The sequence below is a fragment of the Streptomyces sp. NPDC051921 genome (assembly GCF_040680975.1).
Taxonomy (GTDB): domain Bacteria; phylum Actinomycetota; class Actinomycetes; order Streptomycetales; family Streptomycetaceae; genus Streptomyces.
Genome location: NZ_JBFAXU010000012.1, coordinates 41,832 through 67,411 on the forward strand (window position 1 = coordinate 41,832; position 25,580 = coordinate 67,411).

Consider the following 25,580-nt stretch of genomic DNA (forward strand, 5'->3'; position numbering starts at 1 on the left):
GTCCGCGCCCCGGGTGGTCGTATGGACGGCGGGAGTTCCTGACTCACCGGGCACCCGGGTGCCCGGGGCCGGCTCACAGTGGCGGGACCGCGCCGGATTCTCACCGGGCTTCCTCCCCGGGGTCCTGGGACCCCATGCCGGTCTGCATCCTAGATCGTGCGGGTCGGGGGGTGGGGCGGCGCGGGCGAGTAGGCCTGATCACACCGTCGCACGAGCCCTCGGACGGCCGGGGGCCCGTGGGTATGCTCGCCGCCATGCCGCCCACCCCTCACAGCTCGCCCGAACGGGGCGAACCACTCATACGGGACCGTGGTGACGCATGCCCGGGGGCGCTGCGTCTGCACGCCGCCGACGACGGCTTCCTGGCCCGACTGCGCCTGCCCGGCGGCATGCTGACGGCACATCAGGTCGGCGTGCTGGCCTCGGCGGCCGAGGTCCTCGGCGACGGCGGCGTCAGTGTCACCTCGCGCGGCAACGCGGAGCTGCGCGGTCTGCGTGACGGCTGCGGGGCCGAGCTCGCCGCCCTCCTCGACGCCGCGGGCCTGCTGCCCTCCCCCACCCACGAGCGGGTGCGCAACATCGTGGCCTCGCCGGCCGCCGGTCTCGACGGACTCGGCCACGCGGACGTGCAGTTGTGGGTCCGCGAGCTGGACGCGCTGCTGTGCGCGGAACCGCGGGCCGCGTCCCTTTCGGGCCGTTTCCTCTTCGTCCTCGACGACGGGCGCGGCGACGTCGCGGGACTCGGCGGGGATGTGACCTTGATCGCAGAGCCGGGTGGGACCGCGCTGCTGGGTCCGTCGGCGACGGGCGGGGGTCCGCGGCCCGTCCCCGGCCCGGGGCGGGGTCCGGCCCCGGACCCCGGCGCGGGAGGGGGTCCGGCCCCGGACCCCGGCACCACCCGCCCTGGCACCACCCGCCCCGGCACCGTCCGCCGCGGCACCACCCACCGCGTCGCCGCCCACCGCGTCGCCGCCGCCGACGCGCCGCGCGCGGCGCTCACGGCCGCCCTCGCGTTCCTCGACGCGGCCGCCCAGGCCGGCAACGGGGCCTGGCGGGCACGGGAGCTGCCCGAGGGCCACGCCCCCGACCTGGCCGGGGCCCTCGCGCGGGCCGGGATCACGGCGGAGCCCGTACCGGACCCCCCGCTCCCGCACGGCGCGCCGCCCGTGCCGGGCAAGCTCGGTCCTGAGGCGGTGTACGTCCTCGCCCCCCTCGGCCGGCTGACCGTCGCCCAGCTGCGGGCGTTGTCGCCCGCGGACGGGATCCGGCTGACGCCCTGGCGCGGAGTGGTCGTCCGCACCGACCCCGCCCGGCTGCCGGAACTCGCCGCGCTCGGCCTCGTCGCACGCCCCGACGCGCCCGGCGCCGGTGTCACCGCCTGCACCGGGCGGCCCGGCTGCGCCAAGGCCCTCGACGACGTGCGCGCCGAGGCCCGCCACGCGCCCGCGGGCCTCCTGCCCGTGCACTTCTCCGGCTGCGAACGCCGTTGCGGCCACCCGCACGGCAGCTGGGTCGACGTCCTCGCCACCGGCGACGGCGGCTATCTGGTGGCCGGCGTCCCCACCCCCCGCGCCTCCTTGCCCGCAGCGGTCGCCTCGGCCCGCACCATGCCCCCGGCCCGCACCATGCCCCCGGCAGGCACCACGCCCACGCCCACGCCCACGCCCACGCCCACGACGAGATGAGCGAGACCAAGAGGATGTTCGAGTACGAGAAGGACGGGGCGGAGATCTACCGCCGCTCCTTTGCCACGATCCGCGCCGAGGCGGACCTCGCGGGCCTGCCCGCCGACGTCGCCACCGTCGCGGTGCGGATGATCCACGCCTGCGGCATGACCGACCTCGTCCAGGACGTCGCGTACTCCCCCGGTGTCGTGGCCTCGGCCCGCGCCGCCCTCCGCGCGGGCGCGCCCATCCTGTGCGACGCGCAGATGGTCGCCAGCGGTGTCACCCGCAAGCGGCTGCCCGCCGACAACGACGTGGTCTGCACCCTGTCCGACCCGGCCGTGCCCGCGCTCGCCGCCGAGCTCGGCACCACCCGCTCCGCCGCGGCCATGGAGCTGTGGCGGGACCGCCTGGAGGGCTCCGTCGTCGCCATCGGCAACGCGCCCACCGCCCTCTTCCACCTCCTGGAGATGATCGCGAAGGGCGCCGGGAAGCCCGCCGCCGTCCTCGGCATCCCGGTCGGCTTCATCGGCGCCGCCGAGTCCAAGGACGCCCTCGCCGCCAACACCCTCGGCCTGGAGTACCTCGTCGTCCGCGGCCGGCGGGGCGGCAGCGCCATGACCGCGGCGGCCCTCAACGCCCTCGCGCACGAAGCGGAGATCCAGAAGTGACCGGCAAGCTCTACGGCGTGGGCCTCGGCCCCGGCGACCCGAACCTGATGACCGTGGCCGCCGTGAAGGCCATCGCCGAGGCCGACGTCGTCGCCTACCACTCGGCGCGCCACGGCCGGTCCATCGCGCGCGCCATCGCGGCCGAACACCTCCGCGAGGACCACATCGAGGAGCGGCTGATGTACCCGCTCACGGTGGAGACCACCGACCACCCCGGCGGCTACCGCGGCGCGCTCGACGACTTCTACGAGGAGGCCTCGGCCCGCCTGGCCGCCCACCTCGACGCCGGCCGCACGGTCGCCGTCCTCGCCGAGGGCGATCCGCTCTTCTACGGCTCGTACCAGCACATGCACAAGCGGCTCGCGCACCGCTACGAGACGACCGTCATCCCCGGCGTCACCTCCGTCAGCGCCGCCGCCGCCCGTCTGGGCGAGCCGCTGTGCGAGGCGGAGGAGGTGCTGACGATCATCCCCGGCACCCTGCCGGAGGACGAGCTGACCGCCCGCCTCGCGGGCACCGACTCGGCCGTCGTGATGAAGCTCGGCCGCACCTTCCCGACCGTGCGACGCGCCCTGGAACGGGCGGGCCGCCTGGAGGACGCGCGCTACGTGGAGCGCGCGTTCATGGCGGGCGAGCGCACGGACGCCCTGGCCGACGTCGACCCGACCACCGTCCCGTACTTCTCGGTGGCGGTCCTCCCCTCCCGCATCGACGCCGTGGCCCCCGAGTCCCGCGAGACCGGCGGCGAGGTCGTGGTCGTCGGCACGGGCCCGGCCGGCGCCCCCTGGCTGACCCCCGAGTCCCGCGGCGCGCTCGTCAACGCCGACGACCTCGTCGGCTACACCACCTACCTCGACCGCGTCCCGGTCCTGCGCGCGAGCCAGCGCCGCCACGGCTCCGACAACAAGGTCGAGTCGGAGCGCGCCGAGTTCGCCCTCGACCTGGCCCGACGCGGGCGCCGCGTCGCCGTCGTGTCGGGTGGCGACCCGGGCGTCTTCGCGATGGCCACGGCGGTCCTGGAGGTCGCCGCGGAGGAGCAGTACGCCGACATCCCGGTACGCGTCCTGCCGGGTGTGACCGCCGCCAACGCGGCGGCCGCCGCCGCGGGCGCCCCGCTCGGCCACGACTACGCCACGATCTCCCTCTCCGACCGCCTCAAGCCCTGGGACGTCATCGCCCGCCGCGTCCGCGCCGCCGCCGAGGCCGACCTGGTCCTGGCCATCTACAACCCGGGCTCCAGGAGCCGCACCCACCAGGTGGCCGCCGCCCGCGACCTCCTCCTGGAACTCCGCTCCCCCGACACCCCGGTCGTCGTCGCCCGCGACGTGGGCGGCCCGGAGCAGTCCGTCCGCGTCCTGACCCTCAAGACCCTGGACCCGGCCGAGGTCGACATGCGCACGCTCCTCCTGATCGGTTCGTCGCAGACCCGGGTCACGGAACGGGCCGACGGCCGCAGGATCGCGTGGACGCCGCGGCGTTACGGCTGAGAGGCCGTACGACCGCACACCGCGCCGTACGACCGCACACCGGGTGACCGCTCCGCGGAGGGCGGCCGCCCGGCCCGCGCCGCCGGCTACTGCTGCCCGCCGGTACGGGTGAACGTGCCCAGCCCCTCGGTGTAAAGACCGGCACCCGTGTCTGTCGCGCTCAGCGCCCGTCGTGCTCCCGAGCCGCCACCCACGCCGCCGCCCCCTCCGCGGTCGGCGTCGTCGGGACGCCGGTCGGGACGGGTGGGCGGCGGACGACGACGACCGGGATGCCGGCCTCGCGGGCGGCCGTGAGTTTCGGGGCGGTCGCGGCGGCGCCGCTGTCCTTGGTGACGAGGACGTCGATGCGGTGGGCGGCGAGCAGGGCGCGTTCGCCGTCGAGGGTGAACGGGCCGCGGTCCAGGAGGACTTCGGTGCGGGCCGGCATCGGGGACTCCGGGGCGTCGACGGAGCGGACCAGGAACCACTCGGGGCGGTCGGCGAAGGCGGCGAGGCCCATGCGGCCGGTGGTCAGGAAGACGCGGTCGCCGAGGCCTTCGAGGGCGGCGGCGGCGCCGTCCAGGGACGCCACGTCGTGCCATCGGTCGCCGTCCACCGGGACCCAGCCGGGACGCCGCAGGGCCAGCAGGGGAACATGGGCGGTGGCGGCCGCCGCGGCCGCGTTGAAACTGATCCGCTCGGCGAAGGGATGGGTGGCGTCGATGACCGCGTCCACGGTGTGCTCCCGCAGCCACGCGGCGAGTCCCTCGGGCCCGCCGAAGCCGCCGATCCTGACCTCCCCGGCCGGCAGCCGGGGTGCCGCGACCCGCCCGGCGAGGGAGCTCGTGACGCGGACCCGCGGGTGCAGCAGCCCGGCCAGGGCGCGGGCCTCGGTCGTCCCGCCGAGGATGAGTACGTGCATGGGAATCCTGGGAGTCCGTTCATGAGTTCCGGCGGGCGTGCGGCCCAACTCAAGCACACCGGTCTTCGGCCCGGCTGGACGACCGGTGCGTGCGCGACGGCCGCGACGACCGCCGCGTACACGGCGTTGCTCACCGGGGACTTCCCGGACCCGGTGACGATCACCCTGCCGAAGGGCCAGACGCCGTCGTTCGCTCTGGCCGTCGAGTCGACGGGGCCGGACTCCGCGACGGCCGGGGTGGTGAAGGACGCCGGCGACGACCCGGACGTCACGCACGGTGCGCTGATCCGCTCGACCGTACGGCTGCTGCCGGCCGGCTCCGGGGTCGTCTTCAAGGCCGGTGAGGGCGTCGGCACCGTGACCCTGCCGGGGCTGCCCCTCGACGTCGGCGAACCGGCGGTCAACCCGGTCCCCCGCCAGATGATGCGCGAGCACGTGGCCGAGGTCGCGGCGGCCCACGGCGGCACCGGCGACGTCGAGATCACCCTCTCCGTCGACAACGGCGCCGAGATCGCCCGGTCCACCTGGAACCCGCGCATCGGCATCCTCGGCGGCCTCTCCATCCTCGGCACCACCGGCGTCGTCGTCCCCTACTCCTGCTCGGCCTGGATCGACTCCATCCGCCGCGGCGTCGACGTGGCCCGCGCCGGCGGCCTCACGCACGTGGCCGGCTGCACGGGCTCCACGTCCGAGAGGACCGTGACCGGCCTCTACGACCTGCCGGAGATCGCCCTGCTCGACATGGGCGACTTCGCGGGCGCCGTCCTCAAGTACGTCCGCCGCCACCCGGTGGACCGGCTCACCATCTGCGGCGGCTTCGCGAAGCTCTCCAAGCTGGCCGCCGGCCATCTGGACCTGCACTCGGCCCGCTCCCAGGTCGACAAGGGCTTCCTCGCCGACCTGGCCCGCACGGGCGGCGCCACCGAGGCCCTGGCCGCCGAGATCGCCTCCGCCAACACCGGCCTCGCCGCGCTCCGCCTCTGCGAGGCCGTCGGCGTCCCGCTGGGCGACCTGGTCGCCGTCCGCGCCCGCGACGAGGCGCTCGCCGTCCTGCGCGGCGCGCCGGTCGCCGTCGACGTGGTGTGCATCGACCGCGCGGGGGTGGTCGTGGGCCGCTCCGCTGCGGCCGGGCCGGGCGGGGCGGCCGGGCCGGCGGGGGCGTAAATCGCGCGACGTGGTCGCCGGGCGGGCCGCAGAATGCCCCGGTGACCGACTTCTCGTACAAGCCCACCCTCACCGGCGGACTCGTCACCCTCCGCCCTGTCACCGAGGCCGACGTCCCGGCGCTGCTGCCGATGTTCGACGACCCCGAGATCTCCCGGCTGACCGGGAACCACACCCACTTCGACGAGCCCGCACTGCGCCGGTGGTACGGCTCCCGCGGCGCCCAGGACGACCGGCTCGACCTGGCCGTGGTGGAGCGGGCGACGGGCCGGGTCGTCGGCGAGGCGGTCCTCAACGAGTGGGACGCCGACAACGAGAGCTGCGCCTTCCGGATCTGCTTCACCCCGGACGGTGTCGGCCGCGGACTCGGCACCGAGGCCACCCGCCTCCTCGTCGGTCACGCCTTCGACGCCCTCGGCCTCTACCGCGTCTGGCTGGAGGTCTACGCCTTCAACCCCCGCGCCCGCCGCGCCTACGAGAAGGCCGGCTTCCGCCCGGAGGGCGTGCTGCGCGGGGCCCTGCTGTGGGAGGGCGAGCGGGTGGACGCGACGCTGATGGCGGTCGTCGCACCGGAGTGGGCCGCGGAACGGGGGGCGGCCGAGGGCACGGCGACCGCCCGTCAGGCGGTCTCCGCGACGGCTGCAGGTCCCGGGGCAGGAGCCGGACCGACGGGTGTCCCGTCGGCGGACGGATCACGCGGGAACGGCGTTCCGAGGTGAAGACGACCCCGGTGCCGTAGGTCGCGGCCGGGGCGGCGTTCATGGCGATCGGTCGCACCGACGCCCTTCGCGCCGTCCGCGTGCCGGGCACCGCCGTCCGCGTGCGCAAGGCCCGGGCGGCCCGCCCGACGTGCGGCACCCCTCCCCCGAACCTAGGCTTACCAGCGCAAAGCCCCCACCCCGTGTCCTGGAGGGAGAACCCCATGGCGAAGCGCGGCAACAAGAAGCGGGCCCGCAAGAAGAAGAAGGCGAACCACGGCAAGCGGCCGAACGCCTGAGTCGTCCGGCCGCGGGGACCGTCAGCAGGTGTGGCGGTCCCGGGCCGGGTCGTAGAGGTGACTGTCGCGGAACTCCGAGGCCGCCAGGGTGCGGCCCACGATGATCACGGCGGTCTTGGTGATGCCCGAGGTCTTCAGCTGGTCCGCGATGTCCTCCAGGGTGCCGCGCAGCACGACCTCGTCCGGGCGGCTGGCCATCGCGACGACGGCGGCGGGGCAGTCCGCGCCGTAGTGCGGGACGAGCTCGGCGACGATGCGGTCCGCGTAGCGGGCGGCCAGGTGGAGCACCAGGAGCGCTCCGCTGCGGCCGAGGGTGGCCAGGTCCTCGCCCTCCGGCATGGGCGTGGCCTGCTGGGCGATGCGGGTGAGGATGACGGTCTGCCCGACGGTCGGGACCGTCAGCTCGCGCTTGAGCGCCGCCGCGGCCGCCGCGAAGGCCGGGACGCCCGGCACGACCTCGTACGGGATGCCGGCCGCGTCCAGGCGGCGCATCTGCTCGGCCATGGCGCTGAACACGGACGGGTCGCCGGAGTGCAGCCGTGCCACGTCCTGGCCGGCCGCGTGGGCGGCGGCGATCTCGGCGACGATCTGGTCGAGGTCCATGTTCGCCGTGTCCACGAGCTTCGCGTCCGGGGGGCACTCGGCGAGCAGCTCGGTCGGCACGAGGGAGCCGGCGTACAGGCAGACCCCGCACTTCGCCAGGGTCCGCGCGCCGCGCACGGTGATCAGGTCGGCCGCGCCGGGGCCCGCGCCGATGAAGTAGACGGTCATCTCTCTGTTCAACCCTTCGTTACGGACCACTGGGTGACCGGCATGGCCTGACGCCAGCCGGTGAAGCCGCCCACGGGCACGGCGGCGGCGACCGCGAGCCGGATCAGCTCGCCGCCGTGCCGCCGGTGGCGGTCGGCGAGCAGCGCCTCGGACTCCAGGGTCACGGTGTTGGCGACGAGCCGGCCGCCGGCCGGGAGCGCGTCCCAGCAGGCGTCGAGCAGGCCGGGCGCGGTCAGACCGCCGCCGATGAAGATCGCGTCGGGGGTGGGGAGCGCGGCGAGGCCTGCGGGTGCGGCGGCCGTGACGACCCGCAGCGCGGGGACGCCGAGGGCCGCGGCGTTCCGCTCGATGCGCGCCGCCCGCTCGGGCTGCTTCTCCACCGCGACGGCCCGGCAGCCGCGGTGGGCCCGCATCCATTCGATGCCGATGGATCCGGAGCCGCCGCCGATGTCCCAGAGCAGTTCGCCGGGGGCGGGGGCGAGCGCGGCGAGGGTGGCGGCGCGGACGTACCGCTTGGTGAGCTGCCCGTCGTGCTCGTACGCCTCGTCGGGCAGGCCCGGCGTGGTGCCGAGCCGGAGGGTGTCCGGGTCGCGTACGCAGTCGAGGGCCAGGACGTGGAGGGCGTCGGTGCGCTCGTACGGCCAGTCGGCGGCGGTGCCGTCGAGGACCCGCTCGCCGGGGCCGCCGAGCTGTTCCAGGACCCGGATCCGGGTGCCGCCCCAGCCGCGCTCGCGCAGCAGTGCCGCGACCCGGGCCGGGCTCTCGGGGCCCTCTCCGAGCAGGAGGAGCCGGCGCCCGTCGTGGAGGGCGGCGGTGAGCGCGTCGACCGGCCGGGCGACCAGGGAGATCGTCTCGGTGGCCTCCAGGGGCCAGCCGAGCCGGGCGCAGGCGTACGAGACGGAGGACGGGTGCGGCCGGACGTCGAGGCGGTCCGGGCCGACGAGCTCGGCGAGGGTGCGGCCGATCCCGTAGAAGAGGGGGTCGCCGCTGGCGAGGACGGCGACGCGGCGCCCCTCGTGGGCGGCGAGCAGGCCGGGGACGGCCGGGCGCAGCGGGCTCGGCCAGGCGACCCGGGTGCCGGCGCAGTCGGCGGCGGGCAGCAGGTCGAGCTGGCGGGGGCCGCCGATCAGCACCTCGGCGGCGCGCAGGGTGCGGCGGGAGGCCTCGGGGAGCCCGTCCCAGCCGTCCGCGCCGATTCCCACGACCGATATCGCAGCGTTCACGTCGGGGACTTTACGGGAGGCCCTCCCGGTGGGCGGGAACCGGCCGCCCAGGGGCTACTTCTGGGCGTTCTGGCCCACGTAGAAGAGCAGCCAGACGAATCCGGCGAAGGCGTGCGTCGCGAAGACGTACACGAAGACACGGAGCATCACGCCCCGCTCCTTCCAGCGCTCCAGATCCGTCATGCCTCCAGCGTACGGGCTCGGAATACGACGGAGGGTGGCACCGTTGGACGCAATGATTTAAGATTCAACCAAACCTGGAAGCGAGAGGTGAGCACGATGCAGTTCGGGATCTTCACCGTCGGCGACGTGACGGCCGACCCCACCACCGGCCGGACCCCCACCGAGCACGAGCGGATCAAGAACACCGTCGCCATCGCGCTCAAGGCCGAGGAGGTCGGCCTGGACGTCTTCGCGACCGGCGAGCACCACAACCCGCCCTTCGTGCCGTCCTCCCCCACGACCCTCCTCGGGCACATAGCGGCCCGCACGGAGAACCTGGTCCTGTCCACCTCCACGACCCTCATCACCACCAACGACCCGGTGAAGATCGCCGAGGACTACGCGACCCTCCAGCACCTCGCCGACGGCCGCGTCGACCTGATGATGGGCCGCGGCAACACCGGACCGGTCTACCCGTGGTTCGGCCAGGACATCCGCCAGGGCATCCCGCTCGCCATCGAGAACTACGCGCTCCTCCACAAGCTGTGGAGGGAGGACGTCGTCGACTGGGAGGGCAAGTTCCGCACCGCGCTCCAGGGCTTCACGTCCACCCCGCGCCCGCTGGACGGCGTCCCGCCGTTCGTCTGGCACGGCTCCATCCGCTCGCCCGAGATCGCCGAGCAGGCGGCGTACTACGGCGACGGCTTCTTCGCCAACCACATCTTCTGGCCCAAGCAGCACACCGAGAAGATGGTCCGCCTCTACCGGCAGCGGTACGCGCACTACGGCCACGGCACCCCCGAGCAGGCGATCGTCGGCCTCGGCGGCCAGGTCTTCATGCGGAAGAACTCGCAGGACGCGGTACGGGAGTTCCGCCCGTACTTCGACAACGCCCCGGTCTACGGCCACGGCCCGTCCCTGGAGGAGTTCAGCCGCGAGACCCCGCTGACCGTGGGCTCCCCGCAGGAGGTCATCGAACGCACCCTGTCCTTCCGCGAGTACGTCGGCGACTACCAGCGCCAGCTCTTCCTGGTCGACCACGCGGGGCTGCCCCTGAAGACGGTCCTGGAGCAGCTCGACATCCTCGGCGAGGAGGTCGTCCCCGTCCTGCGCAAGGAGTTCGCGAACCTGCGCCCCGCGGACGTCCCGGCGACCGCCCCGCTGCACCCGGCCGTGACGGCCCGGAAGGAGGCCTGACCCCGATGCGCACACTCAAGCTGATCGCCGTCTCGGCCGGCCTGAGCAGCCCCTCCTCCACCCGGCTGCTCGCCGACCGCCTCCTCCAGGCCGCCCGCTACCGGCTGGCCGAGCAGGAGTACGCCGTCGACGTCGAGGTGGTCGAACTGCGGGACCTGGCCGTCGACATCGCGAAGAACTTCGTCACCGGGTTCCCGTCGGAGCAGCTCCAGGAGACGATCGACAAGGTCACCGGGGCGGACGGGGTCATCGCCGTGACCCCGGTCTTCACGGCCTCGTACAGCGGCCTGTTCAAGTCCTTCTTCGACCTGATCGACCCGGCCGCGCTGACCGGGACCCCGGTGCTCATCGGCGCGACCGGCGGCACCGCCCGCCACTCCCTCGTCCTCGACCACGCCCTCCGCCCGCTCTTCGCCTACCTGCGGGCCGTCGTCGCCCCGACCGCCGTCTACGCGGCCTCGGAGGACTGGGGCTCGGGCGGCGACGAGTACACGGAAGGCCTGCCGACCCGTATCACCCGCGCCGGCAGCGAGTTCGCGGAGCTGGTCGGGGCGCGGCCGGCACGGGAGGAGGCCGAGGCCGAGGTGGACATCGTCCCGTTCGAGAAGCAATTGGCCGACCTGCGGCTGGATTGATCCGTTTGTCGCGTCGTTGTCGGGTGAGGCTTTCCGACGAGAACAACGAGAGCAACAAGAAGAACGAGAACAACGACGACAACGACGACGAACGGAGGTCGGCGATGACCGGCGGCAGGATCGTGGTGGGCGTGGACGGATCGGCGTCGTCCCTGAAGGCGCTGACGTGGGCGGCCCGGCAGGCCGCCCTCACCGGGGACTCCCTCCACGCGGTGATCGGTTGGGAGTACCCGGCGTCCTGGTCGACGCTCATGCCGGGCGTGCCGCCGGAGTTCGACCCCGAACGGCTCGCCAAGCAGATCCTCGACGAGTCCCTGGAGCAGGCCCTGAGCCCCCGGGAGGCCGCCGCGACGACCCGCACGGTCGTGTGCGGCAACCCTTCCCAGGCCCTCGTCGACCAGGCCACGGGCGCGTCCCTGCTGGTGGTGGGCGACCGCGGCCACAGCGGCTTCAAGGCGGCGGTCCTGGGCTCCGTCTCCGCCAACGTGACGCGGCACGCGCCGTGTCCGGTGGTGGTGGTGCGGGGGGATGCCGGGGAGTCCGGGAAGGCCGGGCAGGCCGGGCAGGCCGGATAGGCCGGGCAGGCCGGGCAGGCCGGATAGGCCGGGCAGGCCGGGGAGGCCGGAGCCGCCAGGGCAGCCCACCAGGCCCTGATCGGTCAGGCATGGATGGGGGGGCCGGCCCCGCCGGGCTGGCTCCTCCAGGAGGCCTGGCCTACCGGGCAGGCGCCAGAGGCCGGCCCGGCCCCACCGGACGGGCTCCAGGAGCTTTCAGGGCCTCAGGAGGCGTCGTGGCCGCCGAGGCCGGCGCCCTGGCGTCCCGGCACGACGTCCGCGACGACGCACGCCACGTTGTCCGGGCCGCCCAGGCCGCGCGCCAGGGCGGCCAGGGCGTGGGCGACGGCCTCCGGGGTGCCGCCGGAGGCCAGCGCGATCCGGAGCTCCTCGGCGGGCACCACCGCCGAGAGCCCGTCCGTGCACAGCATCAACCGGTCCCCCGGCCGCACCTCGCGCACTCCGAGCTCCGGCTCCGGCGGCACGTCCCCGCCGTCGAGAGCCTTCAGGAGCAGCGCGCGGTCCGGCCTGTTCGGCGCCTCCGCGGGGTCGAGCTCCCCGGCGTCGACGAGCGCCTGCACGACGGTGTGGTCACGGGTGAGCCGGACCAGGGCGCCGTCGCGCAGCAGATACGCCCGCGAGTCGCCCACATGGGCGAGCGCGAGCCGGGTGCCGACGAGCAGGACCGCGGTCAGGGTCGTCCCGGACTCCCGGAGCCCGGCGACGGCGTCGTTCGCGCCGCGCAGCCCGTCCTCCAGCGCGTTCAGGACATCACCGGGACGCAGGGCGTCCGGTACGGACCCCAGCGCGGCGACCGCCGCCCCCGCGGCCCGCGCGCCCTCGGGACCGTAGCCGTCCGCGACGGCCAGCAGCCGCGGGCCGGCGTGGGCCGCGTCCTGCTGGGACGGGCGGACCGATCCGCGGTCGAGCAGCACGGCCGCGTCCAGGGCACAGGAAGTCGTGGGCATGGTGGTTCCTCTCATCCGGTCCACCAGGGAGGCCGCCAGGTCCCGTCGCGCCGCCGTCTCCGACTCGACCCCGGCCCAGTACGCGCGGATCGCCCGGGCCGCGCCCGCCGCGTCCGTCTCGTACCGGGCGCAGACCCGCCCGACCTCGGCGAGCGGCATCCCGATCCGGCGCAGCCAGCCCACCAGACGCGCCCGGTCCACCTGCTCCTCGGCGTAGTACCGGTAGCCGGAGTAGGGGTCGACGCGGGCGGGCGGCAGCAGGCCCAGCTCGTCGTATCGGCGCAGCGACTTGGCCGAGAGCCCCGTGGCGCGGGCGAAGTCCCCGATCGTCAGCAGCATGACCCCAGCCTTTCAGCCCCTCTGGACCGGGCTTCCTGCCCGGCACGACCGAGGCTGCGCCTTCCCGGCGGGGGAAGGTCAACGGGCGGCCGACCCGCGCCGGGCGATGGCCGACGGGCGGCCGGCCCCGCCGGGCGGGAAGGCCGACGGGCGGCCCGCACCCGCCCGGCGAGAAAGTCGACGGGCGGCCCGCGCGCGCCCGGCGGGACGGTCGACGGGCGGCCCGCACGCGCCCGACGGGAAGGCCGACGGGCGGCCCGCACCCGCCCGACGGGAAGGCCGACGGGCGGCCCGCGCGCGCCCGGCGGGACGGTCGACGGGCGGCCCGCACGCGCCCGGCGCAAGATGCCTTCATGGACATCAAGCTCGAACTGATCGGGGTCCCCGTCACCGACGTCGACCGGGCCAAGGCCTTCTACGAGCAGGTCGGGTTCCATCCCGATCACGACGTGACCGTCAGCGAGGCGATCCGCTTCGTCCAGATGACCCCGCCCGGCTCGGCGTGTTCGATCGCCTTCGGAAAGGGGATCACCGAGATGTCCCCGGGGTCCCTGGACAACATGCAGGTCGTCGTCGCCGACATCGAGGAGGCGCACGCCGACCTCACGGCCCGCGGCATCGAGGTCAGCCCGATCGACGACCAGCCGTGGGGGTCGTTCGTCTACTTCGCCGACCCCGACGGCAACCGCTGGGCCGTGCAGCAGACCACGCCGCGCAAGTGATCACTTGCGGTTGTAGAGCCGCATCGTCACCGCGCCGAAGACCGCCACCAGCAGTACCGACCACCCCAGCGTCCAGGCGATGTCCGCCGCCGGCCAGTTCCCGGCCATCAACTCCCGGACGGCGGTCGCCAGATGGGTCACCGGGCTGTTGTTGACGAAGGCCTGGAGCCAGCCGGGCATGGTCCTCGGGTCGACGAAGACGTTGGAGAGGAAGGTCAGCGGGAAGATCACCATCATGCTGACGCCCATGACCGACTTCTCGCTGCGCAGGAGCAGCCCGAACATGGTCCAGATCCACGAGAAGGCGAACGAGAAGACCAGCAGCAGCACGACGCCGAGGAGCACGCCCGCCACCCCGCCGGCCGGGCGGTAGCCGATCACGACGCCCACCGTGAGCATCACGGCCGAGGCGATCAGATAGCGCACGACGTCGCCCAGGAGATAGCCGACCATCGGCGCCGGACGCCAGATCGGCAGCGTACGGAAGCGGTCGAAGACGCCCTTCTCGATGTCCGTGTTCACCGAGATGCCGGTGTACATCGTGATCATCACGACCGACATGACCAGGATGCCCGGCAGCAGGAACTGGATGTACGCCGACACGGAACCGGCCAGCGCACCCCCGAAGAGGTACGTGTACATCAGCACCATCATGATCGGGAACGCCGTCACGTCGAACAGCTGCTCCGGCACGTGCTTGATCTTGAGCATGGCCCGCCAGCCGAAGGTCAGCGAGGCGGACAGCGCGCTGGGCCGCGGCGGCCGGGTCCGGCCCACGAGCAGGGCGGCGAGCTCGTCCGCCCTGGGCGCGACGAAGTCCGGGCCGTCGGTCTGCCGGGTGTCCTTGCCGGTGGTCGTGACGGTGGTCATCCCGTCGTTCCCTTCCGCTCGTCCCCCCGGCTCCCCTGGTCCCCCTGGCCCCCTTGGCCCCCGTCGCTCCCCCGGTCTCTCTGGCTCCCCTGGCTTCCGTGGCTTCCGTGGCTCCTCTGGCTTCCGTGGCTTCCCTGGCTCCTCTGGCTTCCGTGGCTTCCCTGGCTCCTCTGGCTTCCGTGGCTTCCCTGGCTCCTCTGGCTCCCTTGGTCTCCCTCGCTCCTCCGGCTCCCCTTGCTCCTCTGACTCCCGTCGTTCCCGCCGTCCTGCCCGTCCCGCCCGCTCTCCCGCCCGCCGTCCGCCGGTCTGTCCGTCAGTGCCAGGAACACCTCGTCCAGGCTCGGCTGCCCCAGCGCGAAGTCGTCGACCGTGATCCCGGCCCGCGCCAGCTCCGCCAGCGCCCGCGCCGCCTGCTCGGAGGCGCCGAGCTCGGTGCCGTGGCCGTCGACGGTGGCGGTGAGCGCCACCGGGTCCGGGTCGAGCTGGACCGCCGCCCCGTCGAGGACGCCCGCCAGGACCCGCTCGGCCGCCGGGCGCTGTCCGGGGTCGCGGAGCCGTACGTGCACCGAGCCCGCGCCCACCGAGGACTTCAGCTCGCCCTTGGTGCCCTCCGCGATGACCCTGCCGTGGTCGATGACGGCGATACGGGAGGCCAGACGGTCGGCCTCGTCGAGGTACTGGGTGGTGAGCAGGACCGTCGTGCCCTGCCCGACGACCGCGCGGACGATGTCCCAGACCTGGTTCCGGCTGCGCGGGTCGAGGCCGGTCGTCGGCTCGTCGAGGAAGAGCAGGTCGGGGGTGTTGAGGATGGACGCGGCGATGTCGATGCGACGCCGCATGCCGCCCGAGTAGTTCTTGACCTGCCGGTCGGCCGCCTCCGCGAGGCCGAACGCCGCCAGCAGCTGCGCCGAGCGCTCCCGGGCGGCCGGGCGCCCGTGCCCGAGCAGCCGGCCCAGCAGGACCAGGTTCTCGGTGCCGGTGAGGTCCTCGTCGACGGACGCGTACTGGCCGGTCAGGCTGACTCGGCCGCGTACGGCGTCGGCGTCCTGGACGACGTCCTTCCCGAACACCCGGGCATGACCGCCGTCGGGTCTGAGGAGGGTCGCGAGCATCTTCACCGTCGTGGTCTTGCCGGCGCCGTTCGGGCCCAGGACCCCGTAGACGGTGCCCGCGGGAACACGCAGGTCGACGCCGTCCACGGCACGGTTCGTGCCGAAGACCTTGACCAGGCCCTCGGTCTCGATGGCGAGGTCGGTGGCGAGGTCGGTCATGCGCGTGTCCTCCCGGCGGGCGGGGTCGGGTCCGCTCCCACCAGTCTCCGACGGGTGGGAGCGCGGTGCCAGAGGAAGGCGCCGGAGCGACAGGGCCGGACGGACAGGGCCGGGGAGCCGCGGCAGCGCCGGGGCGTCGGGAGGAGGGCGGCTCCCCCGCGCGGCGGAGGCGGACCGGCCGTCACGCCGACGCGGCCGACCCGGCCGGCCGCGAGGCTGGGGCCATGCTGAAGACGAACGCTCTTCCCACCGTGCCCCGTTGGGCCGTGCTCGCCGCCCATGCCGTGCCGCTCGCCGTGCTGCCGTCGGGGCTGTGGCGGCTCGCGCTCGTCGCCGGACTGCCGGTCACCCAGGACGCCGGCGACGGCACGATCGGGCTCGGCGCATCCCTGTACGTGGTGTCCCTGAGCCTGGTCTCCGAGCTGCTCGCCTTCCTGACGCTGGGGCTCGTCCGCGCCTGGGGCGAGGTGTTCCCGCGGTGGATGCCGTTCCTCGGCGGACGCCGGGTGAACCCCGCCGCCGCGACCGCGGCCGCCCTCGCCGGAGTGGCCGGGCTGTGCGCGATCGCGGCGTGGGGTGTGTACGCCGAGTACGCCGGGCTCGGCCCGGGCATCCCGGCCTCACCGGCCCAGGAGGCCGTGCTCGTCGCCTGTTACGCGCCGCTGGTCCTCTGGCCGCCGCTGCTCGCGGCGGTGGCCGTCGCCTACCACCGCCGCCGCACCGGCCGCGGTCAGTACGGCGCGGGGTGCCCGACGGCGTCCTCGTGCGTGTAGAAGAGGTAGTAGGCGGCACCCCCGTTGACGCCGGCGACGATCAGACCCAGCACGACCGAGGAGTAGATGCTCGCGCCGGTGAGGCTGTAGAGGAAGCCGATCGCGATGCCGGCGAGAGCGCCCCAGGCGGCGGCGCGAAGCTCGCGCCACAGGTGCCGTCCAAACCGGTGCAGGGCCCACACGGAGACGGCGACGACGACGCCGCTGATGACGCCGACCCAGAAGTCGCCCCAGGTCGTCGTGGAGCCCTGGCGGGCGTTGGTCGCGGCGTAGAGGCCGTACGCGATGCCGAGGGTGACGGGCACCCCCCAGCCGTGCGTGCTGAACTGCCTGCGGGCGGGTACCGCTGCGTGTGCGGCCATGTCGGAGGCTCCTTTCCCGCGCCTTCAGGTGCACCCTCCAGGGCACACCCGGGCCGTACCCGCCGCAAGTGGATCAGTCGGGGTGCCGAGGATCACGCCTCACCCGTACGGCTCAGCAGAAGATTCGGAACCGAACAGGCGCTCAGACGATGAGGCCATGAGTCAGAACACCGCACCTCCGCGCAAGTCAACGCAGCGGGCGGCCGGCGGCGGCTGGGCCGCCGGCGGCACCCTCTTCGCCGGTGTCCTGATGCTGGTCACCGGCATCATGGACGTCTTCCAGGGCATCGCCGGCATCGCCGAGGACAACGTCTACGCCCGGGTCGGCGACTACGTGTACAGGTTCAACCTGACCACGTGGGGCGTGATCCACCTCTGCCTCGGCGTCGTCGTCGCCATCGCCGGCATCGGGATCCTGAAGGGCGCCGGGTGGGGCCGGATCGCGGGCATCTCGCTCGCCTCGCTCAACATCGTCGCCCAGTTCCTGTTCCTGCCGTACCAGCCGTGGTGGGCGCTGTTCTCGATGGCCGTGTCCGTCTTCGTCGTCTGGGCGCTCGCGTCGGACGACTCGTACGGGAGCGAGGGCGTATGACGCGCCGCCGCAGCCGCCGTGCCGCGTCCGTGGCCGCCGCCCTGCTCGCCGTCACCGCGTTCGGATCCGCCCTCACCGGGTGCGACGAGGCGCAGCAGGCGGCGGGGGACATCGTCTCGTCCGCCACCGCGGCGGCCGCCTCGGCCGCGCAGCAGAAGATGGACGAGGTCAAGGACGGGGCGACCGCCACCGCCGACGTCAAGGCGGGGCCGACCTCCGTCGACGGCGACCGGACGGTCGCCGAGATCACGGCGACCAACCCCAAGGACAAGAACGCCGACTACACGATCCTGGTCAACTTCCGTGACACGGAGGGCAATCTGCTCGACGCGGTCGTGCTGAACATCAACGGGGTCGAACCGGGGAAGTCCAAGTCCGGTACGGCCCGCAGCAACCGCTCGCTGTCCGGCGCCACGAAGGCGGAGATCTCCCAGGCGCTGCGCCACTGACGGCATCGGCGAGGGGAGCGACGACGGTGCCCTGCCCCCGGCCCCCTCGACCTGCGGGCCGGGCACCGATCGGCCACGCTGGAAGGCATGGACAACGACGAGATCCTCGAGAACATCGGCGCCCTCGTCGAGGAGGAGCGCGCCCTGCGGCAGCGCACGGGCGGCCTCCTGGACGAGGAGCGCTCCCGCCTCGCCGAGGTGGAGGTGCAGCTCGACCAGTGCTGGGACCTGCTGCGCCAGCGGCGCGCGAAGACCGAGTTCGGCGAGGACCCGGACACGGCGGCCCTCCGCCCCGCCGCGGAGGTGGAGAACTACCGCAGCTGACCGCAGCTGCCCCGGCCCCCGGCCCGCTCCCGCCGCCGGGCCACCACGGCCGGCGTCCCGGCCCGCAGCCGCCCGCCGGCACCGTGACCGGCCACGACGACCGCGACTGGCTCCGGCACCCGCAGCCCACCTGGGCAGCCACCGCCACCACGGGAGGCACCCCCGCCCCCGGCCTCCACCCCGCGCCTTCCCACGCCGCCCCCGCGGTCGTGCTCGCCCCGCCCCGCCCCGCCCGGCCCGCCCCACCGCCTACGTTGGTCGCATGGCGAAACGCCCCCGGTTGTCCCCGCCGTCCTGGCTCACCGCCGGGCTCCGGCCGCAGCCCACGCCCGTTCCGTGGCCCGCGGTGGTCCGTGCCGCCGTCGCGCTCGCCGCACCGCTCGCCGTCGGGCTGGCCACCGGCCACGTGGAGTACGGGGCGCTCGTGTCGATGGGGGCGCTGTCCGGGGTCATCGGGGACACGGCCGACGCCTACCGGATGCGGGTCCTCAACATCGCGGTGCCGCAGCTGTTCGGCGCGCTCGGCGTCACGCTGGGCACGCTCGTGTTCGGGCAGGGCTGGCTCGCGGTCGTCGTGCTCACGCTCGTCGCGCTCGTGTCGGGAATGATCTCGTCGATCGGCGCCGTCGCCTCCGTCTCCGGGCTGCTCCTGCTCCTCAACGCCGTCGTCGGTGCCGGCCTTCCCATGCCCGAGCCCTGGTGGAAGGCGCCGGTGCTGCTGACCCTCGGCGGAGTGGTCGTGCTCGTGCTGACCCTGCTCGGGTGGCCGCTGCGCGGTGCCCAGCCCGAGCGCGCGGCCGTCGCGGGGACCTACCGGGCGGTCGCCGAACTCTTCGAGGCCACCGGCTCCGACGCGTACGACGAACGCCGACAGGCCGTCACCGCCTCCCTCAACCAGGCGTACGACCTCGTGCTCGCCCGCCGCGCCCGCCACCACGGACGGGCGCCCACCCTGGTGCGCCTGCTGTCCCAGCTGAACGCGCTGATCCCCCTCGTGGAGGCCGCCCCGGCCGCCCATCTCGCCGCCCGCCGCTTCCACCGGCCGCTGCCGCCGCAGATCCCCGCCGCCGTCCGCGCGCTCGCCGACGCCGTGGAGGAGGACCGCACCGGCAAGCCCGACGTGGACCTCCCCGAGGCCCGCCGCCCGTCCGAGAAGGCGGTCGACGAGGCCGTGCGCCACGCCGCGACCGTCGTGCACGGGGCCGAGCCCCGCCCGTACAACGTCGACGACCGCCTCGGCCGCCCCGCCGCCCTGCGCGTGCGCGGCCGCCGCGCCGCCCGCGGCGTCCTGCTGTCCGGCGCCTCCTGGCGCTACGGCCTCCGCCTCGCCCTCTGCATCGGCCTCGCCCAGGCCCTCGTCTCGCTCGTCGCCGTACCCCGCTCGTACTGGGTCGCGCTCACCGTCACCTTCGTCCTGAAGCCGGACTTCGGCTCGGTGTTCTCCCGGGCCGTGCTCCGCGCCCTGGGCACCGCCGGGGGACTGCTGCTCGCCGCCCCGGTGCTCGCCGCGGTGCCGCGCGGCTGGTGGGACGTGCCGGTGATGATGGTGCTCGCGGCGCTCATCCCGGCCTTCTCGGCGAAGGGTTACGCCTTCCAGACCGCGGCCATCACCCCGGTCATCCTGCTCCTCTCCGACCTGCTGAACCACCAGGGTTTCCACCTGGTCCTGCCGCGCCTGTACGACTCCCTGATCGGCTGCGCGATCGCCCTGGTCGCCGGGTACCTGCTGTGGCCGGAGTCCTGGCACACGCGAGTCGCCGACCGGCTCGCCGACGCCGTCGCCGACACCGCCGGCTACCTCGACCTGGCCTTCGCGCCCGGCGCGGTCGGCGCCGACCCGGGGGCCCGGCACCGGGCCCGGCGCAAGCTGTACCGGGACATGTCGACCGTACGGTCGGAGTTCCAACGCGCCCTGACGGAGCCGCCGCCCGCCGGCGACCTGGCCGCCGCCTGGTGGCCCCTCGCCATCGCGGTGGAACGCGTCGTCGACGCCACCACCGCCGCCCGCATCCGCGTCGACCACGGCGCGCCCGCTCCCGAACCGGCCGAGGTCGCCGCCGTGGGACGGCAGTTGCGCGAGCTCGCCGACGGACTGCGGTCCAGCGACGTGCTCGTGGAGGTGCGCGTGGACCTCGGCGGCGACGAGGAGGGGGTGCTCGCCGCACTGCGGCAGGAGGTGCGGGCGGCCCGCGCGATCGCCTCGCCCTGAGCGTCGCCGAACCCCGCAGGGACGGCCCGGAACAGAGCGGGGACGGCCCGGAACCCACCGGGGAGGCCCCGAACCAACCGGGGATCCGCAAACCCGCCGGACATCCGCGAACCCCGCGGGGGATCCCGCGAACCCTGCGGGGAATCCCGAGGATCCAGAGAATCCAGAGAATCCAGAGCATCCCGAACGGGCATCCCGAACGGGTATCCCGCGGGGAAGTCCACGCGCACGCACGCTCGTAAACCTCGCCAATGGGGCGTACAGGAGCCTTTACCGGCGGTAGCGGAACCCAACCCTCCCACCGCCGTTACCGGAACCCACAGGTACGACTACGATGCGCACGAATTCACCGTGATCGGCGTCTCCTCCCTGCCACAAGCGCCCTGGCGGCACGGTCACTTCCCCCCCCCGCCCCGCACGCCCGCCTCCGCACGTCCCCCCACCTGTTCCTCTCCCTCCCCCGAGGACACCGCCATGCGCACGACTTCCGGCAGAGCATCCGGCAGACCTCCCGGCAGGGGCCTCCAGCCCAATGCCCTCGGTACGTTCGACACCATCGTGATGGCCGTGGCCGGCAGCGCTCCCGCGTACTCGCTCGCCGCCACCACCGCCGTGCTCTTCGGTGCGGTCGGCCTGGCCGGGCCGGCCGCGCTGCTCTACTGCGCGATACCCATGCTCGGCATCGTCCTCGCGTACGCCCGCCTGGGCCGCATCGACGTCAACGCGGGCGCCGGCTACTCGTGGGTGGGCCGCACCCTCCACCCGTTCCTCGGCTTCCTCTCCGGCTGGGCGCTGGTCTTCGCCGCCACCGTCTTCATGGTCGCCGGCTCGCTCCCCGCCGGGACCCTCACGCTCTCCCTCATCGCCCCCGAGCACGCCGACGACACCGCGCTGTCCTGCGCGGTCGGCGCCGGCTGGTTCCTGATGATGCTGCTCGTCGTCCTGGGCGGCGCGCGGCTGACCGTACGGGCCCAACTCCTCATGTCGGGCGCCGAGCTGTTCCTCATGGTGGTCTTCGTCCTGGGCGCGCTGATCCACCGCGGCGGCGCCACCGCCTTCGACTGGTCCTGGTTCGGATTCGGGCACTTCGGCGGCACCTCCGGCTTCGCATCCGGCGCGCTGATCGCCGCCTTCTACTACTGGGGCTGGGACGTCACCAGCAACCTCAGCGAGGAGACCCGCGACAGCCGCCGCACCGCCGGGCTCGCCGCCCTCGTCGGCATCGGCGTGGTGTTCCTGCTCTTCGAGGCGTTCACGGTGGCCGTCAACGTGCTGCTGAGCCCCGAACAGATCGAGAACGCCGGCGCGAACGTCCTCGCCGTGCTCGGGCAGGAGATCTGGCCGGGCGTCGGCGGCAAGCTGCTGATCCTCGCGGTGCTCCTGTCCACCGTCGCCACCCTGGAGACCACCCTCATCCAGGTCACCCGCTCGCTCTTCGCGATGGGCCGCGACCGCACCCTGCCGGCCGCCCTCGGCACCGTCCACCGCCGCTGGAACACCCCGTGGGTCGCGGTCCTCGCGGTCGGCGCCGCCGCGCTGGTCATGTTCGCGGCCTCGGCCGCCGCCGGATCGGTCGGCGAGGTCCTCGGCGACGCGGTCAGCGCGATCGGTCTGCAGATCGCCTTCTACTACGGCCTCGCGGGCATCGCCGCGGTCGTCGCGTACAAGAAGTTGCTGCTCGCCTCCGTACGGGACTTCGTCCTGGGCGGGGTGTGGCCGCTGCTGGGCTCGGCCTTCATGCTGTGGGTGTTCGTCGAGTCGCTCGGCGAGCTGTCGACTGCCTCCCGCGCGATCGGCCTCGGCGGCCTCGCCGTCGGCGTCGTGCCGATGCTCGTGTACTGGAAGAAGGGCAGCGCCTACTACCGCCCGGCCCGCCTCGACGCCGGCCGCGCGCTGGCCGCCGCCGAGCCCTACGCCTCGCCGGACTCGCCGCGCGCCCGGCGGGCGGACGAGTCGCTCGCCACCGACTTCTGATCCCGTACGAGCCGAACGAGCCCTGCACGCCCTGCACGCCCCACAAGCCCTGCACGTACCGCCGGATCCGCTGGTTCCCGCCGGTCCCGCCGGTCCCGCCGGTTCCATCGGTTCCATCGGTTCCATCGGTTCCATCGGTTCCATCGGTTCCGCTTACGAGGGAGGTACCCGGATGGCCGCTCTGCGCCGCCCGTCGCGTTCGGGCCGGTCCTCGCGCGTCGCGCGCTTCACCCCGGACTTCGACCCGGACTTCGGCGACCGCGCACTCACCGAGGCCCGGCACGACATGGTCATCGGCCGTTGGCAGGGCGTACGGGACCTGCTGGCGGCGACCGGTGACGACTGGTCGCGCCGGACCCACCGGCTGCGCCTCCTCTCGCACGCCGCCGCGGGCAGCTCGACCGTCGAGGCCTGGCGGGCGGCCGAGCCGGGCAACCCGGACGCGGCGGTGCTGCGGGCGGCGACCGAGGTGGTGCGGGTCTTCGACACGGCCATCGCGGCCGGCCGTGGCAGCGCCGTCGACCGGGGCCGGATCGACGCGTCCGTGGACGCCTGCCTCATGGCGGCGGACGCGGCGCCGGCGGACCCCATGCCGTGGGTCTCGCTGCTCTCGGTCGCCCGGCTGTACGAGGGTGGGGTACCGCGTCGCCAACTGCGGCACTGGTTCGACGAGTTGCGGCGCCGGGACCCGTACAACACCGAGGGCCACACGCAGGTGCTGCGCTACTGGTCGGCGCGCTGGCACGGCACGCACGGGGCCATGTACGACTTCGCGCGGGACGCGGCGGGCGTGGCGCCGCCCGGTTCGCCGCTGCCCATCCTCGTGCAGGTCGCGCGGGTCGAGGAGTACCGCTACATCGCCGACGGCGCGCTGGGCCGCGGCCCGGTGCGCGGCTTCGACCAGCACTGGAAGCACGAGCTCGCGGTGACGGAGCTGCGGCGTACCCACGCGCGCTGGATCGGCGGGCGCGAGCCGGGCGGTCCGGTGGCACCCGAAGAGGTGGCCGACCTCAACTACCTGGCCCACGCGGCGTGCTACGCGGGCCAGGTGGAGGTGGCGCGGGAACTGCTCGGACTCCTGGGCGCGCGAGCGGCCTGGGTGCCGTGGGTGTACACGGGCGAGCCGGAGGAGCAGTTCGTGAGGTTCCGGGAGGGGCTGGGGGTGGACTGACGTCCACCCCCGGCTGAGGAGCGGCTCCCGGCTCAGACGCCGATGTCGCGGCCGTCGGCGCGCCAGACGGAGACCACGGCCGGGCGGACGATCCTGCCCGGGCCGTCGGGCCACACGGAGGCCGGCTTCTCGACGGAGGCGCCGTCGATCTCGCCCGGGTGCTGAACAGCGACCAGGACGCGGCGGTCCTGGACGATCGGACCGCAGGTCTCGGCACCGCGCGGAACGGTCAGGAACTGCTTGAGCTCACCGCGCCGCTCGCCGCGCGTGGCGACACCGAACAGACCGTCGTGGGAGCCGAGCTGGTTGCCGTCCGTGGAGATCCACAGGTTGCCGTGCGGGTCGAAGGCGACGTTGTCCGGGCAGGAGATCGGGGAGACCTTGTCCTTCGGGAAGCCGGAGAAGTAGGTCGCCGGGTCGTTCGGGTCGCCCGCCACGAGGAACAGGCGCCAGGCGAAGCCGTCGGAGGACGGGTCGTCCCAGTGCTCGGCGAGCTCCAGGATCTGCCCGTGCTTGTTGAGGTTGCGCGGGTTGGCCTCGTCGGCGCCCGGGTTGGTGCCCTTGCCGCGGTTGGTGTTGTTGGTGAGCGCGACGTAGACGCGGCCGGTGCGGGGGGAGGGCTCGATGTCCTCGGGGCGGTCCATCTTCGTGGCGCCGACCTTGTCACCGGCGAGGCGCGTGAAGACGAACACCTCCTCGGCGGTCATGCCGGGGACGTGCGAGACGTTGCCGTCGGGGCCGGCCGTGGCGAGCGGGATCCACACGCCGGAGCCGTCGAACTCGCCGTCGGAGGGGTGCTTGCCGGTGCCGTCGATCTCGGCGGCCGGGCTGTCACCGGTCAGCTTGGCGACGTAGAGGGTGCCCTCGTCGAGCAGCGTGAGGTTGTGCGCGTGCGCGGCCCGCGACGAACCCTTCTTCATCCGCTTGCTCGACACGAACTTGTAGAAGTAGTCGAAGCGCTCGTCGTCACCCATGTAGACGACGGGCCGCCCGTCCTCGGTGAGGCGGGGCTGCGCGGCCTCGTGCTTGAAGCGGCCGAGTGCGGTGCGCTTGCGGGGGGTCGACTCCGGGTCGTACGGGTCGAGCTCGACGACCCAGCCGAAGCGGTGCGCCTCGTTGGGCTCCTGCTTGAGGTCGAAGCGCTTGTCGAAGCGCTCCCACTTGCGCTCGGTGGCGCCGGTGCCGATGCCGTAGCGCTTGTCGGTGGCGCTGGAGGCGTTGGCGAAGTACTGGTTGAAGTTCTCCTCGCCGTGGAGGGTGGTGCCCCACGGGGTGGTGCCGCCGGAGCAGTTGTTGAGCGTGCCGAGGACGATGCGGCCCTCGGGGTCGGCGGACGTCTTCACCAGGTCGCTGCCGGCGGCGGGGCCGGTGAGCTCGAACTCGCTGGTGGCGGTGAGGCGCCGGTTGAGGTGGTGGCGCGTGACGGCGGTCAGCTTGCCGGTGCGGTGCTCCTCCTGGACCACGACGACACCGAGGCCGTGCGCGGCCCAGGCGATCTCGACCTGCTCGCGGGTCGGGTTCTCGGGGTCGTAGCCCCGGAACATCAGGACCTCGTCGGTGTACTCGTGGTTGGCCACGAGCACCTGGCGGTGCGGCTCGCCGCGGAGCGGGAGGAGGGAGAGGAAGTCGTTGTTGTAGCCGAACTGGCCGGCCTGGGCGGCGGCGGTCTGCTTCTCCGGGTCGAAGGCCGGCGCGCCGCGGAGGATGGGCTCGCCCCAGCGGATCACGACGTTCTGGGCGTAGCCCTCGGGGACGGTGACCTGGTCGGCCGTGTTGGGCGCGACCGGGGTGAACCGGAGGCCGCGGGCACCGGTGGCCCTGGTCCCGCCGTGGCCCCCGTGGCCGCCGTGCGCCTCGGCGGCGGGCGCGTTGCCGAGGGCGACGGCACCGCCGGCGGCGGAGGCGACGGTGACGACGGCGGCCGCCCGCATGACGGAGCGACGCGAGAGCGCGCCGGCTATGACGTCGCCGACGTACTCGTTGGCGCTGGTGTTGGGCACCTCCTGGAAGCAGGCGTCACCGCACCGGAACCGGCACGTCATGGCGGAACGACCGCCTCCGTGTGAGTGGTTGCTCAGCATCGGCAGCAGTTTGCGCACTTCGTCCTCCATGGCTCGGCTCTGGTCCGCG

Annotated in this window: 23 protein-coding genes, 2 pseudogenes and 1 riboswitch; of the genes and pseudogenes, 16 read left to right on the top strand and 9 right to left on the bottom strand. The window is 74.1% G+C overall.

The window, feature by feature from the left end:
- Positions 1 to 32: 32 nt before the first annotated feature.
- Positions 33 to 115, bottom strand: a riboswitch (cobalamin riboswitch).
- A gap of 139 nt (positions 116 to 254) precedes the next feature.
- From AB0M16_RS17545 to AB0M16_RS17555, 3 genes are read left to right on the top strand one after another with little or no spacing between them, the layout of a single operon-like run.
- A complete protein-coding gene (locus tag AB0M16_RS17545) occupies positions 255 to 1,685 on the top strand; it encodes a cobalamin biosynthesis protein CobG (protein ID WP_365343706.1) in 1,431 nt (476 codons plus the stop codon).
- Positions 1,682 to 2,335: a precorrin-8X methylmutase gene (locus AB0M16_RS17550; RefSeq protein ID WP_365343708.1), complete on the top strand. Its 654-nt coding sequence runs from the start codon at positions 1,682 to 1,684 to the stop codon at positions 2,333 to 2,335. Before AB0M16_RS17545 ends, AB0M16_RS17550 begins: the two co-directional genes overlap by 4 nt.
- Positions 2,332 to 3,822 (top strand): precorrin-2 C(20)-methyltransferase, encoded by a 1,491-nt coding sequence (locus AB0M16_RS17555; RefSeq protein WP_365343710.1) that lies wholly within the window; start codon positions 2,332 to 2,334, stop codon positions 3,820 to 3,822. Before AB0M16_RS17550 ends, AB0M16_RS17555 begins: the two co-directional genes overlap by 4 nt.
- 160 nt (positions 3,823 to 3,982) lie before the next feature.
- On the opposite strand, the gene AB0M16_RS17560 is transcribed toward AB0M16_RS17555, so the two are convergent.
- A complete protein-coding gene (locus AB0M16_RS17560; RefSeq protein WP_365343712.1) occupies positions 3,983 to 4,723 on the bottom strand; it encodes a cobalt-precorrin-6A reductase in 741 nt (246 codons plus the stop codon).
- Between the two features lie 21 nt (positions 4,724 to 4,744).
- Between AB0M16_RS17560 and AB0M16_RS17565 the strand changes: the two genes are divergently transcribed.
- Complete coding sequence (locus tag AB0M16_RS17565) at positions 4,745 to 5,887, top strand: cobalt-precorrin-5B (C(1))-methyltransferase (RefSeq protein ID WP_365343714.1); 1,143 nt, start codon at positions 4,745 to 4,747, stop codon at positions 5,885 to 5,887.
- A 125-nt stretch (positions 5,888 to 6,012) separates the two neighbouring features.
- Positions 6,013 to 6,465: pseudogene (locus tag AB0M16_RS17570) on the top strand (GNAT family protein); the annotation flags it as partial.
- 440 nt (positions 6,466 to 6,905) lie between these two features.
- On the opposite strand, the gene cobM reads toward AB0M16_RS17570, so the two are convergent.
- Genes cobM through AB0M16_RS17585 form a run of 3 tightly spaced genes read right to left on the bottom strand, consistent with a single transcriptional unit; the run spans position 6,906 to position 9,061 of the window.
- Positions 6,906 to 7,655: a precorrin-4 C(11)-methyltransferase gene (gene cobM / locus AB0M16_RS17575; RefSeq protein ID WP_365343716.1), complete on the bottom strand. Its 750-nt coding sequence runs from the start codon at positions 7,653 to 7,655 to the stop codon at positions 6,906 to 6,908.
- Positions 7,656 to 7,663: 8 nt separating this feature from the next.
- Entirely contained in the window at positions 7,664 to 8,878 is a 1,215-nt protein-coding gene (gene cbiE, locus AB0M16_RS17580) for a precorrin-6y C5,15-methyltransferase (decarboxylating) subunit CbiE (protein WP_365343718.1), read from the bottom strand.
- 54 nt (positions 8,879 to 8,932) lie between these two features.
- Positions 8,933 to 9,061: a DUF6126 family protein gene (locus tag AB0M16_RS17585; RefSeq protein ID WP_365343720.1), complete on the bottom strand. Its 129-nt coding sequence runs from the start codon at positions 9,059 to 9,061 to the stop codon at positions 8,933 to 8,935.
- A gap of 96 nt (positions 9,062 to 9,157) precedes the next feature.
- On the opposite strand from AB0M16_RS17585, the gene AB0M16_RS17590 reads away from it, so the two are divergent.
- The 3 genes from AB0M16_RS17590 (at position 9,158) to AB0M16_RS17600 (ending at position 11,447) form a co-directional block, all read left to right on the top strand.
- Complete coding sequence (locus AB0M16_RS17590) at positions 9,158 to 10,237, top strand: LLM class flavin-dependent oxidoreductase (protein WP_365343722.1); 1,080 nt, start codon at positions 9,158 to 9,160, stop codon at positions 10,235 to 10,237.
- Positions 10,238 to 10,242: 5 nt separating this feature from the next.
- Complete coding sequence (locus AB0M16_RS17595) at positions 10,243 to 10,872, top strand: FMN reductase (protein ID WP_365343724.1); 630 nt, start codon at positions 10,243 to 10,245, stop codon at positions 10,870 to 10,872.
- Positions 10,873 to 10,976: 104 nt separating this feature from the next.
- Complete coding sequence (locus AB0M16_RS17600) at positions 10,977 to 11,447, top strand: universal stress protein (protein ID WP_365344002.1); 471 nt, start codon at positions 10,977 to 10,979, stop codon at positions 11,445 to 11,447.
- Positions 11,448 to 11,650: 203 nt separating this feature from the next.
- Here the strand turns inward: AB0M16_RS17600 and AB0M16_RS17605 are convergent, their stop codons facing one another.
- Complete coding sequence (locus AB0M16_RS17605; protein WP_365343726.1) at positions 11,651 to 12,733, bottom strand: MerR family transcriptional regulator; 1,083 nt, start codon at positions 12,731 to 12,733, stop codon at positions 11,651 to 11,653.
- Between the two features lie 353 nt (positions 12,734 to 13,086).
- Here AB0M16_RS17605 and AB0M16_RS17610 point away from each other — a divergent pair, with 353 nt between their 5' ends.
- Entirely contained in the window at positions 13,087 to 13,455 is a 369-nt protein-coding gene (locus tag AB0M16_RS17610; RefSeq protein ID WP_365343728.1) for a VOC family protein, read from the top strand.
- On the opposite strand, the gene AB0M16_RS17615 is transcribed toward AB0M16_RS17610, so the two are convergent.
- Both AB0M16_RS17615 and AB0M16_RS17620 read right to left on the bottom strand, forming a co-directional pair.
- On the bottom strand, positions 13,456 to 14,325 hold the full coding sequence (locus tag AB0M16_RS17615) for an ABC transporter permease (protein ID WP_365343730.1): 870 nt from the start codon (positions 14,323 to 14,325) through the stop codon (positions 13,456 to 13,458).
- 305 nt (positions 14,326 to 14,630) lie between these two features.
- Positions 14,631 to 15,596 (bottom strand): annotated as a pseudogene (locus tag AB0M16_RS17620) (ATP-binding cassette domain-containing protein); the annotation flags it as partial.
- Positions 15,597 to 15,820: 224 nt separating this feature from the next.
- On the opposite strand from AB0M16_RS17620, the gene AB0M16_RS17625 reads away from it, so the two are divergent.
- A complete protein-coding gene (locus AB0M16_RS17625) occupies positions 15,821 to 16,369 on the top strand; it encodes a hypothetical protein (protein WP_365343732.1) in 549 nt (182 codons plus the stop codon).
- Here AB0M16_RS17625 and AB0M16_RS17630 read toward each other — a convergent pair.
- The gene (locus AB0M16_RS17630; RefSeq protein ID WP_365343734.1) at positions 16,327 to 16,731 is read right to left on the bottom strand and encodes a hypothetical protein; all 405 of its coding nucleotides are present in this window, start codon (positions 16,729 to 16,731) and stop codon (positions 16,327 to 16,329) included. The two genes, AB0M16_RS17625 and AB0M16_RS17630, sit on opposite strands and share 43 nt — an antisense overlap.
- A gap of 157 nt (positions 16,732 to 16,888) precedes the next feature.
- Between AB0M16_RS17630 and AB0M16_RS17635 the strand changes: the two genes are divergently transcribed.
- The 6 genes from AB0M16_RS17635 to AB0M16_RS17660 all read left to right on the top strand — a co-directional run bounded on the left by AB0M16_RS17635 (position 16,889) and on the right by AB0M16_RS17660 (position 23,450).
- On the top strand, positions 16,889 to 17,323 hold the full coding sequence (locus tag AB0M16_RS17635) for a hypothetical protein (RefSeq protein ID WP_365343736.1): 435 nt from the start codon (positions 16,889 to 16,891) through the stop codon (positions 17,321 to 17,323).
- Entirely contained in the window at positions 17,320 to 17,772 is a 453-nt protein-coding gene (locus AB0M16_RS17640; protein ID WP_365343739.1) for a hypothetical protein, read from the top strand. The genes AB0M16_RS17635 and AB0M16_RS17640 overlap by 4 nt, the downstream gene beginning before the upstream one ends.
- Before the next feature lie 87 nt (positions 17,773 to 17,859).
- A complete protein-coding gene (locus AB0M16_RS17645; RefSeq protein WP_365343741.1) occupies positions 17,860 to 18,096 on the top strand; it encodes a DUF2630 family protein in 237 nt (78 codons plus the stop codon).
- Between the two features lie 262 nt (positions 18,097 to 18,358).
- A complete protein-coding gene (locus AB0M16_RS17650; RefSeq protein ID WP_365343743.1) occupies positions 18,359 to 20,305 on the top strand; it encodes an FUSC family protein in 1,947 nt (648 codons plus the stop codon).
- Positions 20,306 to 20,779: 474 nt separating this feature from the next.
- The gene (locus tag AB0M16_RS17655) at positions 20,780 to 22,279 is read left to right on the top strand and encodes an APC family permease (RefSeq protein ID WP_365343746.1); all 1,500 of its coding nucleotides are present in this window, start codon (positions 20,780 to 20,782) and stop codon (positions 22,277 to 22,279) included.
- A 172-nt stretch (positions 22,280 to 22,451) separates the two neighbouring features.
- Complete coding sequence (locus AB0M16_RS17660; protein WP_365343748.1) at positions 22,452 to 23,450, top strand: hypothetical protein; 999 nt, start codon at positions 22,452 to 22,454, stop codon at positions 23,448 to 23,450.
- A gap of 32 nt (positions 23,451 to 23,482) precedes the next feature.
- Here the strand turns inward: AB0M16_RS17660 and AB0M16_RS17665 are convergent, their stop codons facing one another.
- Entirely contained in the window at positions 23,483 to 25,549 is a 2,067-nt protein-coding gene (locus AB0M16_RS17665; protein WP_365344004.1) for a PhoX family protein, read from the bottom strand.
- Between the last annotated feature and the right edge of the window lie 31 nt (positions 25,550 to 25,580).

Bases quoted from the DNA above. Each gene is read 5' to 3' on its own strand.
- AB0M16_RS17545 (WP_365343706.1), top strand. From the start codon at position 255: ATGCCGCCCACCCCTCACAGCTCGCCCGAACGGGGCGAACCACTCATA.
- AB0M16_RS17560 (WP_365343712.1), bottom strand. From the start codon at position 4,723: ATGCACGTACTCATCCTCGGCGGGACGACCGAGGCCCGCGCCCTGGCC.
- AB0M16_RS17645 (WP_365343741.1), top strand. From the start codon at position 17,860: ATGGACAACGACGAGATCCTCGAGAACATCGGCGCCCTCGTCGAGGAG.
- AB0M16_RS17640 (WP_365343739.1), top strand. From the start codon at position 17,320: ATGACGCGCCGCCGCAGCCGCCGTGCCGCGTCCGTGGCCGCCGCCCTG.
- AB0M16_RS17605 (WP_365343726.1), bottom strand. From the start codon at position 12,733: ATGCTGCTGACGATCGGGGACTTCGCCCGCGCCACGGGGCTCTCGGCC.
- AB0M16_RS17660 (WP_365343748.1), top strand. From the start codon at position 22,452: ATGGCCGCTCTGCGCCGCCCGTCGCGTTCGGGCCGGTCCTCGCGCGTC.
- AB0M16_RS17630 (WP_365343734.1), bottom strand. From the start codon at position 16,731: ATGGCCGCACACGCAGCGGTACCCGCCCGCAGGCAGTTCAGCACGCAC.
- AB0M16_RS17635 (WP_365343736.1), top strand. From the start codon at position 16,889: ATGAGTCAGAACACCGCACCTCCGCGCAAGTCAACGCAGCGGGCGGCC.
- AB0M16_RS17625 (WP_365343732.1), top strand. From the start codon at position 15,821: ATGCTGAAGACGAACGCTCTTCCCACCGTGCCCCGTTGGGCCGTGCTC.
- AB0M16_RS17650 (WP_365343743.1), top strand. From the start codon at position 18,359: ATGGCGAAACGCCCCCGGTTGTCCCCGCCGTCCTGGCTCACCGCCGGG.
- AB0M16_RS17615 (WP_365343730.1), bottom strand. From the start codon at position 14,325: ATGACCACCGTCACGACCACCGGCAAGGACACCCGGCAGACCGACGGC.
- AB0M16_RS17610 (WP_365343728.1), top strand. From the start codon at position 13,087: ATGGACATCAAGCTCGAACTGATCGGGGTCCCCGTCACCGACGTCGAC.
- AB0M16_RS17655 (WP_365343746.1), top strand. From the start codon at position 20,780: ATGCGCACGACTTCCGGCAGAGCATCCGGCAGACCTCCCGGCAGGGGC.
- AB0M16_RS17590 (WP_365343722.1), top strand. From the start codon at position 9,158: ATGCAGTTCGGGATCTTCACCGTCGGCGACGTGACGGCCGACCCCACC.
- AB0M16_RS17585 (WP_365343720.1), bottom strand. From the start codon at position 9,061: ATGACGGATCTGGAGCGCTGGAAGGAGCGGGGCGTGATGCTCCGTGTC.
- AB0M16_RS17565 (WP_365343714.1), top strand. From the start codon at position 4,745: ATGAGTTCCGGCGGGCGTGCGGCCCAACTCAAGCACACCGGTCTTCGG.
- AB0M16_RS17600 (WP_365344002.1), top strand. From the start codon at position 10,977: ATGACCGGCGGCAGGATCGTGGTGGGCGTGGACGGATCGGCGTCGTCC.
- cobM (WP_365343716.1), bottom strand. From the start codon at position 7,655: ATGACCGTCTACTTCATCGGCGCGGGCCCCGGCGCGGCCGACCTGATC.
- AB0M16_RS17595 (WP_365343724.1), top strand. From the start codon at position 10,243: ATGCGCACACTCAAGCTGATCGCCGTCTCGGCCGGCCTGAGCAGCCCC.
- AB0M16_RS17550 (WP_365343708.1), top strand. From the start codon at position 1,682: ATGAGCGAGACCAAGAGGATGTTCGAGTACGAGAAGGACGGGGCGGAG.